This is a genomic window from Cohnella hongkongensis (genome assembly GCF_042654645.1).
Lineage (GTDB): Bacteria > Bacillota > Bacilli > Paenibacillales > Paenibacillaceae > Cohnella > Cohnella hongkongensis.
Genome location: NZ_JBHSEP010000010.1, coordinates 171,746 through 190,235, shown reverse-complemented (window position 1 = coordinate 190,235; position 18,490 = coordinate 171,746). Strand labels below are relative to the sequence as shown.

The 18,490-nt window shown below is 58.3% G+C and carries 17 protein-coding genes and 1 riboswitch; of the genes, 14 read left to right on the top strand and 3 right to left on the bottom strand.

Annotated elements, in window-relative coordinates:
• Positions 1-18 precede the first annotated feature (18 nt).
• Positions 19-315, bottom strand: a complete 297-nt coding sequence (locus tag ACFO3S_RS15285; RefSeq protein ID WP_378097737.1) for a DUF3055 domain-containing protein — start codon at positions 313-315, stop codon at positions 19-21.
• Between the two features lie 226 nt (positions 316-541).
• Between ACFO3S_RS15285 and ACFO3S_RS15280 the strand changes: the two genes are divergently transcribed.
• Entirely contained in the window at positions 542-1,540 is a 999-nt protein-coding gene (locus tag ACFO3S_RS15280; RefSeq protein WP_378097734.1) for an HRDC domain-containing protein, read from the top strand.
• A gap of 96 nt (positions 1,541-1,636) precedes the next feature.
• On the opposite strand, the gene corA is transcribed toward ACFO3S_RS15280, so the two are convergent.
• Complete coding sequence (gene corA, locus ACFO3S_RS15275; protein ID WP_378097731.1) at positions 1,637-2,572, bottom strand: magnesium/cobalt transporter CorA; 936 nt, start codon at positions 2,570-2,572, stop codon at positions 1,637-1,639.
• 375 nt (positions 2,573-2,947) lie between these two features.
• Positions 2,948-3,062: riboswitch (SAM riboswitch) on the top strand.
• 299 nt (positions 3,063-3,361) lie between these two features.
• On the opposite strand from corA, the gene metA reads away from it, so the two are divergent.
• From metA to mqnC, 4 genes are all read left to right on the top strand, one after another.
• Entirely contained in the window at positions 3,362-4,294 is a 933-nt protein-coding gene (gene metA, locus ACFO3S_RS15270) for a homoserine O-acetyltransferase MetA (RefSeq protein WP_378097728.1), read from the top strand.
• 15 nt (positions 4,295-4,309) lie between these two features.
• Positions 4,310-5,467 (top strand): PLP-dependent transferase, encoded by a 1,158-nt coding sequence (locus ACFO3S_RS15265; protein WP_378097725.1) that lies wholly within the window; start codon positions 4,310-4,312, stop codon positions 5,465-5,467.
• A gap of 24 nt (positions 5,468-5,491) precedes the next feature.
• The gene (locus ACFO3S_RS15260; RefSeq protein WP_378097723.1) at positions 5,492-6,673 is read left to right on the top strand and encodes a MalY/PatB family protein; all 1,182 of its coding nucleotides are present in this window, start codon (positions 5,492-5,494) and stop codon (positions 6,671-6,673) included.
• A gap of 137 nt (positions 6,674-6,810) precedes the next feature.
• Positions 6,811-7,947, top strand: coding sequence for a cyclic dehypoxanthinyl futalosine synthase (gene mqnC / locus ACFO3S_RS15255; protein ID WP_378097720.1), 1,137 nt, complete (start codon positions 6,811-6,813; stop codon positions 7,945-7,947).
• A gap of 55 nt (positions 7,948-8,002) precedes the next feature.
• Here mqnC and ACFO3S_RS15250 read toward each other — a convergent pair whose 3' ends face one another.
• Positions 8,003-9,118, bottom strand: a complete 1,116-nt coding sequence (locus tag ACFO3S_RS15250; RefSeq protein WP_378097717.1) for a GGDEF domain-containing protein — start codon at positions 9,116-9,118, stop codon at positions 8,003-8,005.
• Between the two features lie 118 nt (positions 9,119-9,236).
• On the opposite strand from ACFO3S_RS15250, the gene ACFO3S_RS15245 reads away from it, so the two are divergent.
• The 9 genes from ACFO3S_RS15245 to ACFO3S_RS15205 all read left to right on the top strand — a co-directional run bounded on the left by ACFO3S_RS15245 (position 9,237) and on the right by ACFO3S_RS15205 (position 18,421).
• A complete protein-coding gene (locus ACFO3S_RS15245) occupies positions 9,237-10,139 on the top strand; it encodes a putative sporulation protein YtxC (RefSeq protein ID WP_378097714.1) in 903 nt (300 codons plus the stop codon).
• Positions 10,140-10,512: 373 nt separating this feature from the next.
• Entirely contained in the window at positions 10,513-12,453 is a 1,941-nt protein-coding gene (gene thrS / locus ACFO3S_RS15240; RefSeq protein ID WP_378097711.1) for a threonine--tRNA ligase, read from the top strand.
• A gap of 174 nt (positions 12,454-12,627) precedes the next feature.
• Positions 12,628-13,149, top strand: coding sequence for an RNA polymerase sigma factor (locus ACFO3S_RS15235; RefSeq protein WP_378097708.1), 522 nt, complete (start codon positions 12,628-12,630; stop codon positions 13,147-13,149).
• Between the two features lie 45 nt (positions 13,150-13,194).
• Positions 13,195-13,323 carry a hypothetical protein gene (locus ACFO3S_RS15230; RefSeq protein ID WP_378097704.1) on the top strand — a complete coding sequence of 43 codons (129 nt, stop codon included), beginning with the start codon at positions 13,195-13,197 and terminating at the stop codon, positions 13,321-13,323.
• Between the two features lie 159 nt (positions 13,324-13,482).
• Positions 13,483-14,928, top strand: coding sequence for a methyl-accepting chemotaxis protein (locus ACFO3S_RS15225; RefSeq protein WP_378097702.1), 1,446 nt, complete (start codon positions 13,483-13,485; stop codon positions 14,926-14,928).
• Between the two features lie 236 nt (positions 14,929-15,164).
• On the top strand, positions 15,165-16,193 hold the full coding sequence (liaF, locus tag ACFO3S_RS15220) for a cell wall-active antibiotics response protein LiaF (RefSeq protein ID WP_378097700.1): 1,029 nt from the start codon (positions 15,165-15,167) through the stop codon (positions 16,191-16,193).
• A gap of 3 nt (positions 16,194-16,196) precedes the next feature.
• Positions 16,197-17,270: a sensor histidine kinase gene (locus ACFO3S_RS15215; protein ID WP_378097697.1), complete on the top strand. Its 1,074-nt coding sequence runs from the start codon at positions 16,197-16,199 to the stop codon at positions 17,268-17,270.
• A gap of 26 nt (positions 17,271-17,296) precedes the next feature.
• Positions 17,297-17,938, top strand: coding sequence for a response regulator (locus ACFO3S_RS15210; RefSeq protein ID WP_378097796.1), 642 nt, complete (start codon positions 17,297-17,299; stop codon positions 17,936-17,938).
• Positions 17,939-18,004: 66 nt separating this feature from the next.
• Complete coding sequence (locus ACFO3S_RS15205) at positions 18,005-18,421, top strand: YugN family protein (protein WP_378097694.1); 417 nt, start codon at positions 18,005-18,007, stop codon at positions 18,419-18,421.
• Positions 18,422-18,490: the final 69 nt, after the last annotated feature.

Here is an 18,490-nt window from a genome sequence, read left to right as displayed (position 1 = left end):
GTCCGCTCCCGGCTCCCGTTAGTCGGTAAAGTTGACGGCGCCCAGCACCAGCGTCAAAAAACGGGCAAGCTCCGCGGCCTCTTCCTCGGAGATGCGGAACGCCGCTTCCAGCACGCCCTCCTCCTCCAGGTCGTCCGGTCCCAATATGGCGCTGCGTCCGAACATCAGGTCGGTGACCAACTTTTTGCCGTAAAAGCGGTTCGTCGTCAATATCGCCAGATCGAAGCGCTTGAGGCTGGGCGTGATGAAAGTGACGAAGCGGGTCGACGTCTGCTCCGTCGAATCGGACAGAAAATCGTAATCTGGCAGCGTCATGCGAATAAATCCTCCTTGAGGGCAGCTCTCGATCCTATTATAAATCAATGAAGGGGTCTTGCCTAATCTGGATAGATTTGATAATCTAAAGTTGTTCAATGTTCGCACGATGGAGGAAGCACCCCATCGCCAACCGGCGAGGGGTGCTTTTTGTATGTTCCCGAACCGGCCTTGCTGCTTGAACGCATATGAGCAAGCCGCCGAATGCGGCCAAGGAGGAATCAGGATGCAGGTTGTGTTTCTGAATCAGTTCGAGCGGGTTACGGGGCATGCCGATGAGCGGGCGCAGGTGTTCATCGGCGAGCTGCAGGGCGTCTGGAGCGTCGGCTGGCGCGCGCTGCAGGGCAGCTCGGAGACGGAGGTGCAGGATCTGTGGTACGAAGGCATGAGCTGGGAGGAGCTGCTGGCGGCGTTCCGCCACGGAGTAGCCGTTAAGTTGAAGGAAGGCTTCAGACCGCTGCTGGACGGCATGCTGGAGGAGGTGCCGTTCTGGGAGCGCCGCCAGGCGCTGCCGCAGCTGCTTCAATGCTATGCCGACTCCCGCGAGGCGGAAGAAGCCGTCTCGACGCTGCGGGCCTGGAGGCGAGCGAAAGCGATCGAGGAGAAGAAATCGGCCTATCTGATCGCGACGAATCGGGAAGTGCAGCTGCTGGCCGTCTATTTGCCGCATACGCTGGCCGAGCTGGGGCAGATTCCGGGCTTCGGGAAGGTCAAGACCGAGAAGTACGGGGCCGAGATCGTCTCGCTGCTTCAGGGCATGGAGAGGAAGCATTCGTATCCGCTGCACGAATGGGTTCCCCAGGCGGTCAGCGCCGATCAGCTGTCGGCATGGATGTTCCGGCTCCAGGAGGAGAAGTACGGCAAGAAGCTGGCGATCGTCAAGGAGAAGCGCACGCTTCTGGAAGGCATTCGCGACGGCAGAACGCTGGCGCAGCTGGAGAGCGACTTGAAGTGTGCCAGACGCATGCTTGTCGAGCGGATCGAGCGGCTGGACGAGGAAGGCTACGACGTGCTGCCGCTCGTGGAGCGGGAGCTCGGCGAGCTGCCCGAGGAGGAAGCGGCCAGAATCGAAGAGGCGATCGGCGAACTGGGCGACCGGTATTTGAAGCCGCTGCTGCGCAAGGTCTACGGCGAGGCGAGCTCCGCAGACGAAGCGGAGGCGAAGTACGAGAAGCTGCGGATGGTGCGGATCCGACGCCGGCGGGCGGCGGCTCAGGCGATCTGAGTTCGGGCGCCGACACCTAACAAAAAGGGAGATCCCGGATTCGACGCCGGAATCTCCCTTAAACCGAGCGGCCGGAGACCGCCGGCTCCCCGGGGCTCATAGCCAATCCTTCTTGCGGAAGAGGTAAAACATGCCCAGGCCGATGATCGCCATGCAGCCGATCAGAACGACCGAGCCATAGGCGTAATGCATGCCCGGAATAAAATCGAAATTCATTCCGTAGATCCCTGTTATAAAAGTTAAAGGCATGAAGATGGTCGTCAGCGCGGTAAAGACGCGCATAATTTCATTCGCGCGGCTCGCGAGGCTGGATTGATAGGCCTCCCGCAAGTTGCCCATCAAGTCGCGATACGTCTCGAACGTCTCGTAGATTTTTACCGCGTTCTCGTGAATGTCTCCGAAGTACTTCTGCAGGTCGTTGTCGATGAGACGCAGATCCTTCTTGTTCAGCGTCGCGATCAGATCGCGCTGAGGACCGAGCGCCTTCTTCAGCCACAGAATCTCGCTTCGGAGACCGATAATTTCGGTCAGATGGGATTTCTTCGTATGCATGAGAATCGCTTCTTCCAGACTTTCGATGCGGGCCTCGATCCGGTCTCCCACCGTAATATAGTTGTCGACGACGAGGTCGACGAGATGATACAGGAACCGGTCCGCCGAATCGACCGCCTGTTCCCACAGGATCGGCTTGACGCTGCGGAGCTCGTTGATTTTCTGGCGGGTGACGGTGATCAGGTAATGCCGGCCGAGAAACAGGTTCAGCGCGCGAAGGAAAATTTCCTCGTCGTCGAACCGGATGCTGTTGATTACGAGGAAATACTGGTTTTCGTAAATTTCCAGCTTCGGCCGCTGTTCCTCTTCCGTCAAGCAGTCTTCGACGGCCAGATCGTGAAGCCCGAACAGGGGCTGAAGCACGACGAGATCGTCGACGTCCGCGTCGATCCAGTAGAATCCGTTTTTGGGCGGTTGCAGCGCATCCTCGACGTTGTCGATGGCCGTAAATACGCCGTTGTTAACAAGTCTGATTTTCATGGGAATCGCTCCTTTGCATGTCCGTTTCCGTTCATGCAGGACGAACTCCGCCCGAACCTATAGAAGCTCTATCCGGAGAAGCCGGACTTCGCCAGCTTCCCCGCGACGGAAATCGATCCTGCCCTGCCTATGTGATTTCCATCCGGCTTCGGCTTATCGCCTTCCATGTCCGGCTCCCCCCTTTTGCAGTCCGATGGACTTTGTCGAACATTGCAGTTGACGTAACGTGATAAGTATAATCCTCACCCCCCGAACGTTTCAAGGAGAATTTCAGCGGCGGCGGCCGACGGTCACAGCGGTAAAGGATCCCTTGACTGTCCTCGCGATTTCGGGTACATTAAGGGTAGCTTTCCCGACAACCGAATAATGATGGCCATCTTATCAAGAGCAGGCGGAGGGACTAGCCCTATGAAGCCCGGCAACCGGCGTAGTCAGTAGACGCACGGTGCTAATTCTTGCGGAAACGATATTCGTTTCTGATAGATGAGAGGGGCGCGCGTACGATTGATGGTTACACGACCCTGAACTTATTTCGGGGTCGTTTTTTATTGGTGATTCAGAAAGGATAAAATTCGCTATCCTTATCTGAAATCGTCTCCGACATAAACGTTATCCCGCCGGTCCCAAGGACGGCGTAAGCCGTTTATGCTTGGTGATTCAGAAAGTATAAAATGCGCTATCCTTATCTGAATCACCTCCGACAAAAACGCGATTCCGCGTCTAGAGGACGCCGAAGGCGTTTTTGCTTGGGTTCGCATGCGGAAATTTTCGCTTCGAGGAGGAATGAACATGCCGATCAAAGTACCGGACCACTTGCCGGCCAAGGAAGTGCTGGCTCGCGAGAACATCTTCGTCATGGACGAAAGCGTCGCGTATCATCAGGATATTCGCCCGCTGCGAATTGCGATCCTGAACTTGATGCCGACCAAGGAAACGACGGAGACCCAACTGCTCCGCCTGATCGGGAATACGCCGCTGCAGCTGGAGGCGGTGCTGCTTCATCCGAAGACGCACACGTCCAAGAACACGTCCGCCGAGCATCTGGCCAGCTTCTATAAAACGTTCGACGATATTAAGGACGAGAAGTACGACGGTATGATCATTACCGGCGCTCCCGTCGAGCATCTGCCGTTCGAGGAAGTGAATTATTGGGAAGAGCTGAAGGAAATTATGGATTGGACGGTCGATAACGTGACGTCTACGTTCCATATTTGCTGGGGAGCGCAGGCGGGACTGTACCACCATTTCGGCATTCCGAAACACCCGCTTCCCGAGAAGATGTTCGGCGTATTCGCCCATGGCGTCGCCAAGCCGAACACGCCGCTGCTTCGCGGCTTCGACGAAGTGTTCTACGCGCCTCAGTCGCGGCACACGGAGGTGCTGAGAGAGGACGTCGCGAACGCTCCGGGGCTCGATATTTTGTCGGAGTCTGAAGAGGCCGGCGTCTATATCGCGGCGTCGAAGGACGGCAAGCAGATTTTCGTAACCGGTCATGCCGAATACGATCCGCAATCGCTGAAATGGGAATACGACCGCGACAAGGCCAAAGGGCTGCGAATCAACGTTCCGAAAAATTACTTTCCGAACGACGACCCGACGAAATTCCCGATGTCCACCTGGCGCGCTCACGGCAACCTGCTGTTCTCCAACTGGCTGAACTATTACGTCTACCAGGCTACGCCGTACGAGCTCGGCAAAGCCAAGCCCCACTCGAATCGTTAGGAGGAAACCACCTGTATGAAGATTGAAAGCCGTCTTGCCCAGATCGGGTCTCAGAGCGATCCCCAGACCGGAGCGGTAAGCTTCCCGATCTACCCGTCGACCGCATTCCGTCATCCCCGGCTGGGACAGAGCACCGGCTACGACTATTCCCGTTCCAAAAATCCGACGCGCGCCGTGCTGGAGGCCGCCGCGGCGGATCTGGAAAGCGGCGACGCCGGGTTCGCGACGAGCTCCGGCATGGCCGCGCTGCAGATCGTCTTCTCCTTGTTCAGCTACGGAGACCATCTGCTCGTGTCGCTGGACTTGTACGGGGGCACGTATCGCCTGCTGGAGCAGGTCATGTCCCGATTCGGCGTGACGGCGACGTATATCGATACGAACGATCTGGACGCTCTGGAGTCTCACCGCAAGCCGAATACGAAGGCGGTGCTCGTCGAGACGCCGACGAACCCGCTGATGATGGTGACGGATATCGCCAAAGTATCGGCGTGGGCGAAGCGGAACGGTCTGCTTACAATCGTGGACAATACGCTGCTGACCCCGTTCTTCCAGCGACCGATCGAGCTCGGGGCGGATATCGTCGTGCACAGCGCGACCAAATATTTGGGAGGCCACAACGACGTGCTGGCCGGACTGATCGTCACGAAAGGCGAGAAGCTGTCGGCCAACGTCGCGTTCCTGCATAACTCGATCGGCGCGGTGCTGGGTCCGCAGGATTCCTGGCTGCTGATGCGCGGCATGAAGACGCTCGCGCTGCGGATGGAACGCCATCAGGAGAACGCGACGCGAATCGCCCAATGGCTGAACGGACATCCTGCCGTAGAAGAGGTGTATTATCCGGCGCTGCCCGATCATCCGGGACACGAGATTCAGAAGGCGCAGTCCTCCGGCAATACCGGCATTTTCTCCTTCCGAATGAAGGACGCCCGCACGATCGAGCCGATTCTGCGTCATATTCAACTGATCGCCTTCGCCGAAAGCTTGGGCGGAGGAGAATCGCTCATGACGTATCCGGCGGTGCAGACGCATGCCGACATTCCGGAAGAAATCCGCCGCGCGGTCGGCGTCGACGACCGGCTGCTCCGATTCTCCGTAGGACTCGAGCATGCGGACGACATTATGGAGGACCTCAGGCAGGCGATCGAAGCCGCAGAGCGGGAAATCAACGGGTAATACGGATCGGAGGAATAGAACGGCATGAAATATGATTTCGACAGACGCATCGACCGGACGGGGACGGCTTGCTACAAGTGGGATCAATCCGAGAAGCTTTTCGGGCGTCCGGATATTTTGCCCTTGTGGGTCGCGGATATGGACTTCGAAGCGCCGAAGGAAGTCGTCGATGCGATCAAGCGAAGAGCGGAACACGGAATATACGGCTACACGGTGCGGACGCAGGCTTACTACGACGCGATTGTCGGCTGGCTGTCCCGGCGCCACGGGTGGTCCGTCGATCAGGAATGGCTCTCCTCCAGTCCGGGGGTCGTTCCCGCTCTGAGCGTGGCGGTGCAGACGTTCACGGAGCCGGGAGACGGCATCCTTCTGCAATCGCCGGTGTATTACCCGTTCTACGACGTCATTCGGATGAATGGCCGGAAGGTCGTCGACAATCCGCTCGTGCTGCGCGATGGCCGATATGAGATGGATTTCGAGCTGCTCGAGAAGCAGGCGGCCGACGGGGCGAAAATGCTGCTCCTGTGCTCGCCCCACAACCCCGGCGGGCGCGTCTGGACGCGCGAGGAGCTGGAGAAGGTCGCGGAAATCTGCACGAAACACGGCGTGTTCGTCGTGGCCGACGAAATTCACCACGATCTCGTTTTCTCCGGCCATCGGCACGTTCCGTACGCTTCCCTGTCGGAGGCGAGCGCGCAAGGCTCGATCACCTGCATCGCGCCGAGCAAGACGTTTAATCTGGCCGGGCTTCAGGCTGCCGCCGTCGTCATTCCAAGCGCGGACACCCGCCGACAATACAATGCGGCGATCAAGACGCTGTCCATCCATATGGAGTCGTACTTCGGGCTGACCGGGACCGAGGCGAGCTACGCGCACGGCGACGAATGGCTGGATCAGCTGCTCGTCTACCTGGAGGGCAACCGGGACGCGATGCTGGCTTACGTGAAGGAGCATCTGCCGCAGGTGAAGGCGATCAAGCCGGAAGGAACGTACATGGTCTGGATGGACTGCACCGCGCTCTCGAACAAGCCCGAGGAGCTGAAGCGGCTCATGTTCAACGAAGCGGGCGTCGCCTTCAGCGAAGGCTCCGTATTCGGAGAGCAGGGGGCGGGCTACTTGCGCGTTAATCTGGCCTGTCCGCGGGCGCTGCTGCTGGAAGCGCTGGAGAAGTTTGCGGCGGCGGTGCGAGGGCGCGCGAAGCTGTAAAAGTTCAAAAAGCTGAAACAATTGCCAGGCAAAGCGCCGCAGACTCGTCTCCGCTCAGGTGACTGCTGCGGTGTTTGTATGTTACGATGAAGTCAGGTTTGAACAGGACAGCAGTCCATGAAGGAGGAGGGTCCAGGATGAGTCAAGTGGACCGGATTTTGGAAGGCGCTCTGCAGGGCCGACGTCTCCAGCTGGAGGACATCGTGGCTTTGTTCGAGAGCGATCAGATAGAAAAGATGGGGCATGCGGCCAACCGGATCATGCAGGCTAAGCATCCGGAGCCGATCACGACGTTCGTCGTCGGCCGCAACGTCAATTACACGAACGTGTGCGACGTGTACTGCCGATTCTGCGCGTTCTACCGGCCGCCGGGCTCCAAGGAGGGCTATGTGCTTCCGGACGAGGCGATCTACCGTAAAATCCAGGAAACGGTCGACGTCGGCGGCACGGAAATTCTAATGCAGGGCGGCACGAATCCCGATCTGCCGTTCAGCTATTATCTGGATTTGCTGCGCGGGATCAAGCAGCGGTTTCCCGAGATTACGATGCATTCGTTCTCTCCGGCGGAAATTCGCAAAATGCAGGTCGTCGCCGGCAACATTCCGATCGAAGACGTCGTCCGCCAGCTTCATGAAGCCGGTCTCGATTCGCTTCCGGGCGGCGGTGCGGAAATTCTCGACGACCGGACGCGCAAAAAAATCAGCCGGTTGAAGGGCTCCTGGAAAGACTGGATGGAAGTGATGACGACCGCGCACAAAATCGGCATGAATACGACGGCGACGATGGTCATCGGCTTCGGAGAGTCGATGGAGGAGCGGGCGCTGCACCTGCTGCGCGTTCGCGACGCCCAGGACGAATGCCTGAACAACGGCTATCCTTCCCCGGGCTTCCTGGCCTTCATCCCGTGGACGTTCCAGCCGGACAATACGAACATGAAGCGCGAGAAGGCGACGCCGGAGGAATATCTCAAGACGCTGGCGATCAGCCGGATCGCCCTCGACAATATCGACAATTTCCAATCGTCGTGGGTGACGATGGGGCCGGAGATCGGCAAGCTCTCCTTGCAGTACGGCTGCAACGACTTCGGCAGCACGATGATCGAGGAGAACGTCGTATCGGCCGCCGGCACGACGCATAAAGTCAACATCGAACTGATTCTTAAGCTCATTCGCGAAAGCGGCAAAATTCCCGCCCAACGCAACACGAAATACGAGATTTTGAAGGTGTACGGCGAAAGCGAGACCGTCTCCAAAGACTACGTCATGCAAAATTAAAGCAAAGCCGAGAAAAGGGGTACGCCTTAGCGAGCAAGAGCTGAGGCGCACCCCTTCACGATATGCCCTGACTGGAGGCGAGCTTCGCCGGATCGGCGACGACGGTGCGATTTTTGCCGGAATGCTTCGCCTCGTAGAGAGCCGCGTCCGCCAGCCGGAACAGCTCCTCCTTGCCCATGCCCGGAACGTAAGCGTTAAGGCCGATGCTGACCGTAACGCGCCTGTCGCCGAGCGCTTCGTAGGAAGCGGAGGCAATATCCTTACGAATGCCTTCCACCAGCTCGAACACTTCCTGAAAGCTTTTCTCCGTAAACAGAATGACGAACTCTTCTCCCCCGTACCTGGCGATAAAATCGTTGCTTCCCGTCTTCGATCTGGCGATCGAGGCGACCTTCCTTAATACGGAGTCCCCCGCTTTATGGCCGAACGTGTCGTTCACGCTTTTGAAATTGTCGATGTCCAAAATAGCCAGGTGCAGCTTCAGCGTTCCGTGATCGGCCTGGGCGACGAGATCGTCCTTGTACTCATGGTAGGCCATATGGTTGTACGTGTCGGTCAGCGCGTCCGTCTTGGCCAGCTTGTCCATTAGAATCGTGCGCACGAGCAGCTCCTGATTCGATTCGTACGAGCTGCGCAGATGGGCCAGCAGCTCCTGCCCCCTGGCGAGAATGCCGAAGCCGATGCCGCTATAGACGAGCAGTATAATTCCCATAGTAAGTCCTTCTGTCCATGTCATTCTTTCGCCGATTTCCCGATTGCTGGCGAGCAGAGCGATAAAGGCGATCCCGGAAATCAGTATGGCGTACAGCAGCTTCTTGTACTGGAAATAAAAAATGCTGATTAATATCGGGAAAAACAGAAGGAACAGGAGATACTCCAAGGAGGAATGAACGAAAGCGATCGTGCTGATTAACAAGGCGGCGGTCGTAATGAGGATGTAATCGCGATATCTAGAAAAGCAGCGAACGCTGATCTCAGCGGTGATGAGTATCGTTCCCATAATGACCGTCGGTCTGACGATGAACATGCTGATGAACGGGCCGGCCGGAATATCGGTAACCTGTAAAAAAAGGAACTCCAAAGCGACGGACAGCAAGAACACGACCCAGTAGCTCTGCAGCAGCAACCGATTCCAGCGCTCTTGGTGTACGGAAAACGGTGGTAAAGACATAGAGACGTCCTCTCTCGATCAAACTTTATAAAATATACCATAAACGATCGGCCATCGTATATCCCTTTTTGGGCCACCATATAGTTAAGTATCGAGTCGGAAGAATGGAGGCGGGGAGATGAAGAAGAAGATGGAATTCGTCGTGGCTTATGCGAGCGATCCTCCTTCGCTGGAGCGGCTGGCCGGGATGCTGAGCCGCGCGTTCGTCAACGCGGAAAACCGGGTCGACAGCGTGCAGTGGGAGCTGAGTCAGGAGGACGGCGTTCTTCGCTGCCAGTTTCCGATCGGTCCCGGTCCGAAGGGCAAGAAGAGCTCCTGCGATCGCGTCGGAAGGGTGCTGGCGGAATATACGCTGTCGGAGCATGAGCCTGCCCTGCTGAGGAAGCTTTTTCGTTCGAAGTTCGGGTTGAGGGACGAGATGGAGGCCGATGCGCTGATCGCGGAAGCCGTGTCGCTGCTCGACGGAGAACCGGACACGCTCGGGGGCTGGATGGGACGGGGCAGAGAGCGAAGGCTGCAGAAGCTGGCCGCCCGATTTTCCCGCTACCTGGAAGATCACGAACGGTTGAATTTGGAGGGCTTCCTTCGCTTTCGGCTTGGCGACTACAGGGCCGAGGTCAAGGAGGCGGCCGAAGCGGCCGTCGAAGAAAGAATGCTGGAGCGACAATATCAGGAATTCATGTCTTTACTCAAATCGATGGTGGAGTGGCAGGAGACGAGAACGTCGACGGTTCATGTTATGCATGCCGGAGGTCACGCCTTCCGACTGCTCGACGAAGAGATGCGCCCGCTCGAGCAGGTCGCAGAAACGGGGAGCGGGCCGAAGGACGGTGCAAAAAGGAGCGGGGGCGAGAGCAGCGAAGGGGCCGAGGAGGAAAGCCTGATCGTCAGCCGGCTGCTCGCCGCGTCTCCCCGTCAGCTATACATTCATACGCCGGAGCCGGAATCGCAAGTCATTCGGACGATCATCGGCATATTCGGGGATCGGGCCGCGCTGTCCCCCGAACTGCCCGCTCACTGATCGGGAGACGACTTGACGGATCTCGCCGGCAGTCGCTATAATGAACGATATCAATCCACAATCCAAAAGCGATGAGAAAGACAACGCTGTCTGAAACGGACGGTCCAGAGAGAGGAGCCCCGGCTGCAAGCTCCTTCCGCTACCGACGGACAGATACCCCTTTCGAGCTGCAGGAAGGAAGCCGTCGGCGCAAGCCAAGCCGGACGCGCCAGTATTTTCTGCCGGGTCATGACCGTTAACGCATGCCAGAGGATCGGCGCAGGCGCCGATTGATTGGAGGGTGGAACCACGGGCCGCGTATCGAGCACCCGTCCCTTTCGGGACGAGGTGCTTTTTTTATTTTCCCGGCCATTTTATGAAGGAGGCATTCGGAATGTCAGTACAAGTTAAATTCCCGGACGGAGCCGTTCGCTCTTACGAGGCGGGAGTAACCGTCGAAGAGATCGCGCAATCGATCAGTCCCGGGCTGCGGAAGGCGGCCGTCGTCGGTAAAGTGGACGGCAAGGTCGTGGACCTGAATACGCCGCTCGCAAGCGATGCCGCGCTGGAGATCGTCACGCTTGACCAAGCGGAAGGGCTTGAAGTGATGCGGCACAGCACGGCGCACTTGCTGGCCCAGGCGCTCAAGCGGGTCTACGGCGCCGACAAGGTCAAGCTTGGCATCGGACCGGTGATCGAGGACGGCTTCTATTACGATATCGACATGGAACAGTCGATCACGCCGGAGGATTTGCCGGCGATCGAGAAGGAAATGGAGAAAATCGTCAAAGAGAATCTGCCGATCACGAGGCGAGAGGTGAGCCGCGACGAGGCGATCGCCATCTTCGAACAGATTGACGATCCGCTGAAGCTGGAGCTGATTCGGGACTTGCCGGAGGGCGTCGCGATTACGATCTACGATCAGGGCGAGTTTTTCGACCTGTGCCGCGGGCCGCATCTGCCTTCCACCGGACGCATCAAGTCGTTCAAACTGCTCAGCGTCGCGGGAGCCTACTGGCGCGGAGACAGCAAAAACAAAATGCTGCAGCGCATATACGGCACGGCCTTCGCCAAAAAGGCGGAGCTCGACGAGCATCTTCACTTTATGGAGGAGGCAAAGAAGCGCGATCACCGCAAGCTGGGCCGCGAGCTCAAAATGTTCTCGTTCTCCCGCGAAGTCGGCCAAGGCCTGCCGCTGTGGCTTCCGTACGGGGCGAAGCTGCGCCGGACGCTGGAGCGCTATATCGTCGATCTGGAAGAGAGGCTCGGCTATACCCACGTCTATACGCCGGTACTGGCCAACGTGGAGCTGTACAAAATTTCCGGGCACTGGGAGCACTATCAGGAGGACATGTTCCCGAAGATGGAAATGGACAACGAAGAGCTGGTGCTCCGTCCGATGAACTGCCCTCACCATATGATGGTCTACAAAAGCGATATGAGAAGCTATCGCGATCTGCCGGTTCGGATCGCCGAGCTGGGAACGATGCACCGCTATGAAATGTCCGGGGCGCTGACCGGCCTTCACCGCGTGCGCGCAATGACCTTGAACGACGCTCACATTTTCTGCCGTCCGGATCAGATCAAGGAGGAATTCACCCGGGTCGTTAATCTGATTCGCCAAGTGTACGAGGATTTCGGCATTAAGGAATATCGTTTCCGCCTGTCGTATCGCGATCCTAAGGATACCGAGAAGTATTGGCCGGACGACGAGATGTGGGAAACGTCCCAGCGCATGCTTCGCGAGGTGGTCGAGGAGCTCGGGCTGCCGTTTTTCGAAGCCGAAGGAGAAGCGGCCTTCTACGGGCCAAAGCTGGACGTGCAAATCAAGACCGCTCTCGGCAAGGAAGAGACGCTGTCGACCGCGCAGCTCGACGTGCTGCTTCCGGAGCGCTTCCAGCTCGAGTACGTCGGCGACGACGGCAAGAAGCACCGCCCGGTCGTCATTCACCGCGGCATCATCAGCACGATGGAGCGCATGACCGCCTTTCTGCTGGAGAATTTTGCGGGCGCGCTGCCTCTCTGGCTCTGCCCGGTGCAGGCGAAGCTGATCCCGGTCAGCGCGGCTTATGAGCCTTACGTGAAGCAGGTCGAGGAGAAGCTTCAGCTTGCCGGCGTCCGCGTCGAGTCGGATTTGCGCAACGAGAAGCTCGGCTACAAAATTCGCGAAGCGCAGCTTGAAAAAATTCCGTACATGCTCGTCATCGGCGAGCAGGAGGCCGCCAGCGGCACCGTCTCGGTGCGCCGGCGCGGAGAAGGAGATCTCGGCCCGCAGTCGCTGGAGGAATTCGCGGCCCGCATCACCGGCGAAATAGCGTCCAAGCGCGCAGACTGAACGCCAGCGTCCGGAGCGGCTGTTTCCTGCTATCAGGAAGCAGCCGCTTTATGCTGCCCTCGTGGCGGCGCTTGTCGGTAATTTTCTACAAAATGTAAAATATTCTCTTTTTATCGCGGTTATGATAGAATAGGAATACTTCAATATTGCATCCGTTTAGGGGTGGCTGGGTACATGAACTTCCTCCGCGATTCTCATTTGCCGGAAGCGTTTCGCTCGGAAGACGAAGTGTTGGTCGAGCTTTATTCCCAGATGTTAAAGGTCGTGCGCCATAAGCTGTGGCATAAAAGCGATGCGGTGGATGTCGTGCAGGAGGCCTGGGTGCGGATATTGGAGAAGAGATCCACACTAAGGGACAAGGAGAAGCTGATTCCTTGGGCGAAAGCAATCGCTTACAATCTCGCATCGAACGCGAACCGGGCTAGACGGCATGAAACCAACTACGAAGATCTGGAGAATGAGATTGCCAGTCCGACGTTCGTCTTCGAGCCGGAATCGATGACGGAACTGTCCGATCTGCTCGGACGGCTCGATCCGTCGACCAGAACGCTGCTGCTGTACAAGTTTTATTACGGGCTGAAGGATGCCGAGATTGCGGCTGCGCTCGATCTGCCCGTCGGCACCGTCAAGGCGCGCATTCATCGAGGGAAGGCGCGGCTGAGAACGCAGGCCGAAGACGAGAGCAGGCATACATAAAGCCAACTTCCTCTGTCCATGCTATGGGTGGAGGTGAGGGAGACAGTGGCAAAGAACAAGAAGCAGAAGCTGGGCAACTCGAATGCCTATCAGGAAGAATTTGCTTCGGAATTGAACGAGAACAACGGCGCGGCGAACGCTAAGGCCGCCCAGAAGAACCAACCCAAGCGGTAGTAAATGAAGTCGAATCGCGTCGGGAAGTTTGCCAGGAAGCTTTACGAATACGCGTTAATCGGAAAGGGGCCGATCAGGTCCCTTTCTTTTTGTCAATAAACCTTATATAATGTTAGGAAAACTAACGTAATGTGACAAAAAACGTTTGGAGTGGTGGAGATGGGGGAATGGCGGCGTTGGTTGAGGGGTGAAGGCAAGCAGACGAACGATCGAAGTTCGGCCGGGCCGGGTCCGGGAAGCGTTGCCGTTCTTGGCGGCGATGCGTCCGACGGCGCGAATTCTGAAGCTCTGCGGCAGATGATCGAAGAGGCGGTCGTCATTGCCGACCGGCTGCAGGCGGCCGTGTCGGAAGTGGACTCCAGCATGAGCCAGCTCGACGGAATCGCCGATCGTGCGGCGAAGCAGGAGGAGAAACTGCGGGAGCATGCCAAGTCCGCGATGACTCGGCTCGAGGAAGCGTTCTCTTCCTTGCAGGAAGTGTCCGCTTCTTCCCAGGAAATTCGCAGCGTAACCGAAGAGCTGAGCGCGCAGAGCAAGAAGGCGAGAGACGTCGTCGTCGAGGTGTGCCGGTCTCTGACGCACACGGACGAGGTGATGAACGATCTGTCTCGCAATCACAGCACGATGGAGGGACGGGTCAGCGGGCTGATCGCGCAGGCGTCCAAGATCGGAGAGATTAACGCGTGGATACAGGAGATCGTCTCCCAGACGTCGCTGCTGGCGTTGAACGCCGCGATCGAAGCGGCTCACGCGGGCGAGCACGGCAGAGGCTTCTCCATCGTCGCGCAGGAAATTCGGAAGCTGGCCGAACAAAGCGCCCAGGCGATCAAAAATTCGACAGGCATCGTGCAGAGCATCGAGGACGGCATCCGCGAGGTCGTCAGCTCGGTGGAAGGGGAGAAGAAGTCGGTCGCGCTCGGCCTGCAGGAGATGAACAAGACGCGGGAGCGGATGGATGTGATCTTTAACTCCTTCCTGGGCGTGGACGAGCATGTCGGCAAGACGCTGGAATACGCAGTCGAGCAGGCGGAGCGCACCGGGGCTGCGAGCTCGATGCTGGAGGATGTCGTGGAGACCGTCGGCCTGACGCTGAGCAGCGTGGACGAGACGTTGGCCCAGAACGTTCGGCAGCGGGCGGAGATCGCCAATCTGGCCCGCGTCTCCGAGGAGCTCAAGGAGTCGGCCGACGAGCTCGTATCGGCAGTGCAGAGCACCGGCGGCCGCGTATGGGAAGGCAGCGTCTCATCGGATACGGCGCGGTGGACCGACCTGCTTCGCACGATCGTATCGGATCCGGATCTGCTGGCCATGTCCGAGGAGGCTCATCGCGGCTTGCTCGGAGGATGGCTGAAGCGTTCGTCCGGCATGGAGGCGATCTGGTCCAACCGCAGCGACGGCTCCTTCGTGTTCTCCGAGCCCGCGGCGGGATTGCTCAATGCCAGAGGGCGAGAATGGTGGAAGCGGGCGATGAACGGGGAGACGTTCGTGTCGGAGGTATACGTGTCGGCGATCACGAAGAAGCCGTGCTTGACCGTATCCATGCCGCTGAGACCAAGCGACGGAACGACGATCGGCGTCGTCGGCATCGACATCGCCGTATCGTGATCTTCCGGGCAGCAGATACGGATTGGCAGAAAGGGCAAGCTTCTCCTGAGGGTACGTCTCGGGAAGGCTTGTCTTTTTTTCGTGAGGCCGCCGAAGCCGTTTATGCTTGGGCTGTCCGGCGTATCGGTCTGCAGACCGAGGCCAACTTCCACCCCGCGCCGCTGTTGTGCCTGCTGCCGGTTTCGTTATACTGAGTACAACAGGTTAACAATCGCAACGAGTTGGAGGACAGGAATATGAATACGTCAATCTTACACCGACTGCTATGGGGAGCCATTATTATCGTCATCGGCGTCGTGTTTTTGTTAAATCAGGTCGGCCTGATTTCGATGGATATCGGGGATTTCATTCGGACCTACTGGCCGCTTGCGCTGATCGTGTTCGGCTTGCAGGGCATCCTGCTGCAGCATGTCTGGTGGAATCTGGTGACGGTCATCATCGGATGCTATTTCCTCGGTCGAAATCTCGGGCTGCTGGAATGGAGCTTCGGCGACTTTATCCGGATTCTGGGTCCGGTCGCGATCATTTTGTTCGGCTTGAGCCTGATTTTCAAGAAAGACCGTCCGAACCGCCGCGGCTCCGAATCGAAGAACGAAGGCTGGAATCCCGTTCATCCGGGCTCGCCTCATGAGCCTCCCGTTCCTCCGGCGCCTCCGGGACCGCCGCCGGCGCCTCCCGAGCTGGAGGAGTTCGAGAGAAGGCATTCCGTTCATCTGGGCAAGGGACCCCGACCGCAGGAGCCGGGCGGATACGAGCCTCCCCGCGGGGAGCATGTGCCGCCGCCACCGCCGCAATCGGAGCCTTACGGCAGCTGGAAGAACAGCTCCGGTCATCGCGATTCCGGCCACCACGAATGGTGGGATTCGAAAGCCTGGAGTTCGTCGTGCAAAAATTCGCACAGCCGCTTCATCGGCGACGTTCATCTCGGCAACGACTACTGGGAGCTTCGCCCGATGGACATCTCCCACTTTATCGGAGATACGACGCTGGATTTGACGAAGGCGCAAATTCCGGTCGGAGAGACGAAAGTCAACGTCTCGTCCTTCATCGGCGACGTCAAGGTGTTCGTGCCCAACGATCTGAGCATCGGCATCCAGGTCGTATCGAGCAGCCTGATCGGGGACGTGAAGGTGCTGGGGCAGAAGCGCGGCGGCTTGTTTAATCAGATGAGCGTCGAAACGCCGTATTTCACCGATGCCGACAAACGCGTCATCCTGGTGGTCAGCAGCTTCATCGGCGACGTGCGCGTTACGAAGGTAGGTTAACCGATGGTCAGAAAGGTTCGGTCGAGCAAATGGGCCTCCTCGATCTACACGGGTCTGGCCACGATCCTGCTGATGATCGTTCTGTACTACGTCATGATCGTATTCACCGATTCCGCGCCGGATTTGGAAACGTGGCTCACCTGGACGGGAAGCCTGGCCGTGCTGCAGATGGCGGTAACCTACCAGATCGGTCAACGCACGCAGCGCAAGATCGACCAGCTGCAGCTCGCGATCAAGCATGCTTCCGCCGGCAACTGGTCTTATCGTCTGCCGCTGGAGGAAGGAGACGCCTTCTCCGGAGCTTACCGGGAGATCAACGTGATGATGGGGCAGCTGGAGTCGCGAATCAAGCTGCTGCAGCAGCTCGGGGAGAAGGAAGCGCTGAAGGAAATGATCTCTACGGAGGACGCGGTGCTCGAAGAAAGGAAGCGTCTGGCCCGGGATTTGCACGACACCGTCAGCCAGCAGCTGTTCGCGCTGCATATGTCCGCTTCCTCTCTGCCCAAGCTTCTTGAGAAGGATATGAAGCACGCGCAGCAAGTGATGGAGCAGCTGATCGCGATGTCCTCGACGGCCCAGAAGCAGATGCGCGGCCTGATCGCGCAGCTGCGGCCGATGGAGCTGCAGGGCAAGACGCTGGAAGAGGCGCTGGGCCGCTGGTTTCCCGATTACTGCCGGCAGAACGGGCTGCAGGGGACGCTGGACATCCAGATCGGGGAACGGATATCGGAAGGGAAGGAGCATCAGCTCTTCCTTATCATTCAGGAAGCGATGGCGAACGTCGTCAAGCACGCGGAGGCGCAGAGCGTTCGATTGTCTCTCGGTGATACGGGCTCGCAAATCTCCTTGACGATCGAGGATAACGGTTTGGGCTTCAAAGGCGGACAAGTCAGGGCCGGGGGATACGGTTTGTCCACGATGCGGGAACGCGCGCAGAAGCTGGGAGGCGACGCCGAGATCGTCACGAAGCCGGGCTCGGGGACGAGAGTTCGGGTGTCGGTTCCGAAATTCGCCCCGGAGTCGGACGAACAACGAAAAGACGGAGAAGACAAGGAACAAGGAGCGGATACGGAGTGACGGGAGCAGAGACGACCTGGAAAGTGATGATCATCGACGACCATGAGATGGTGCGGATGGGGCTTCGAACTTACCTGATGCTGGATTCGAGATTTGAGGTCATCGGAGAAGCCGGCGGGGGGCCCGAAGCGATCGAGAAGCTGGAGCGGGGAGGATTTGACGGACAGATGCCGCAGATCGTCCTGATGGATCTGATGATGCCCGAGATGAACGGCGTGGAGACGACCAAGGAGCTGCTCGCAAGATATCCGGGCCTGAAAATCATTATTTTGACGAGCTTTCTGGAGGACGAGAAGGTCGTGGAGGCCATCGAAGCGGGAGCGGTCAGCTATGTGCTGAAGACGGTATCCGCCGACGAATTGATCTATGCGATGCAAGGCGCGGTCAAAAATATGCCGGTCATGAGCGGGGACGTGTCGCAAGCGCTGACGAGAGGACTGCGCAAGCGTTCCGCCGGCGCCGAGGTCGAAGGGCTGACCGAGCGCGAGCGCGAAGTGCTGCTGCTTATTGCCGAGGGCAGGAGCAACAAGGAAATCGGCGACGAGCTGCACATCAGCATCAAGACGGTCAAGACGCACGTCAGCAACCTGCTGATGAAATGCGAGCTCGAGGATCGGACGCAGCTTGCGATTTTCGCGCACCGCAACGGCTGGGTCAAGGAAGCCTGAGCGTGAAGAAGGATAAACGACGAGGCAGAAGGGAAGTCTAGTAAGAAAAAAGGCGGTATCTTCAGCATGCGCGTTCTAGAATCTTCCCTGACTTCGCAAGTGCACGATTACGGCATTACGCGCGAGCTGCTTTCGCAGCGAGGCTTCGCTTTAGGGGGCAACTGGGAGTACGATCACGGATCGTTCGACTGCGCGTTGGACGAGAACCGTCAAGTCTGGCTAAGATTGCCGTTCGACGTCACGGCGGGGAAGCTGGACGGAGAAGCCGAGCCGATGGATACGGAAATTCGGTTCGGCCAGCCGTTCGTGCTGAAGCACGTCTATCAGGAAGGGTTGGACGACAGCGCGCGGGCGGGCACGCTCGGAGGGCTGATCAACCAGTTCTCCGACCCTGCCGATCCGGACGACGAAATCGGGAACGTATGGATCGAGAAAGCCCGCCGCAAGCTGGACGAGGTCGAGGCGCTGTATCCTCGGCCATGACGGTCCGCGGCCGCGAAGTGCATGCGTCTTCCGCAATTGCGGGGGCGCATGCGCTTTTTCAGCGATTTT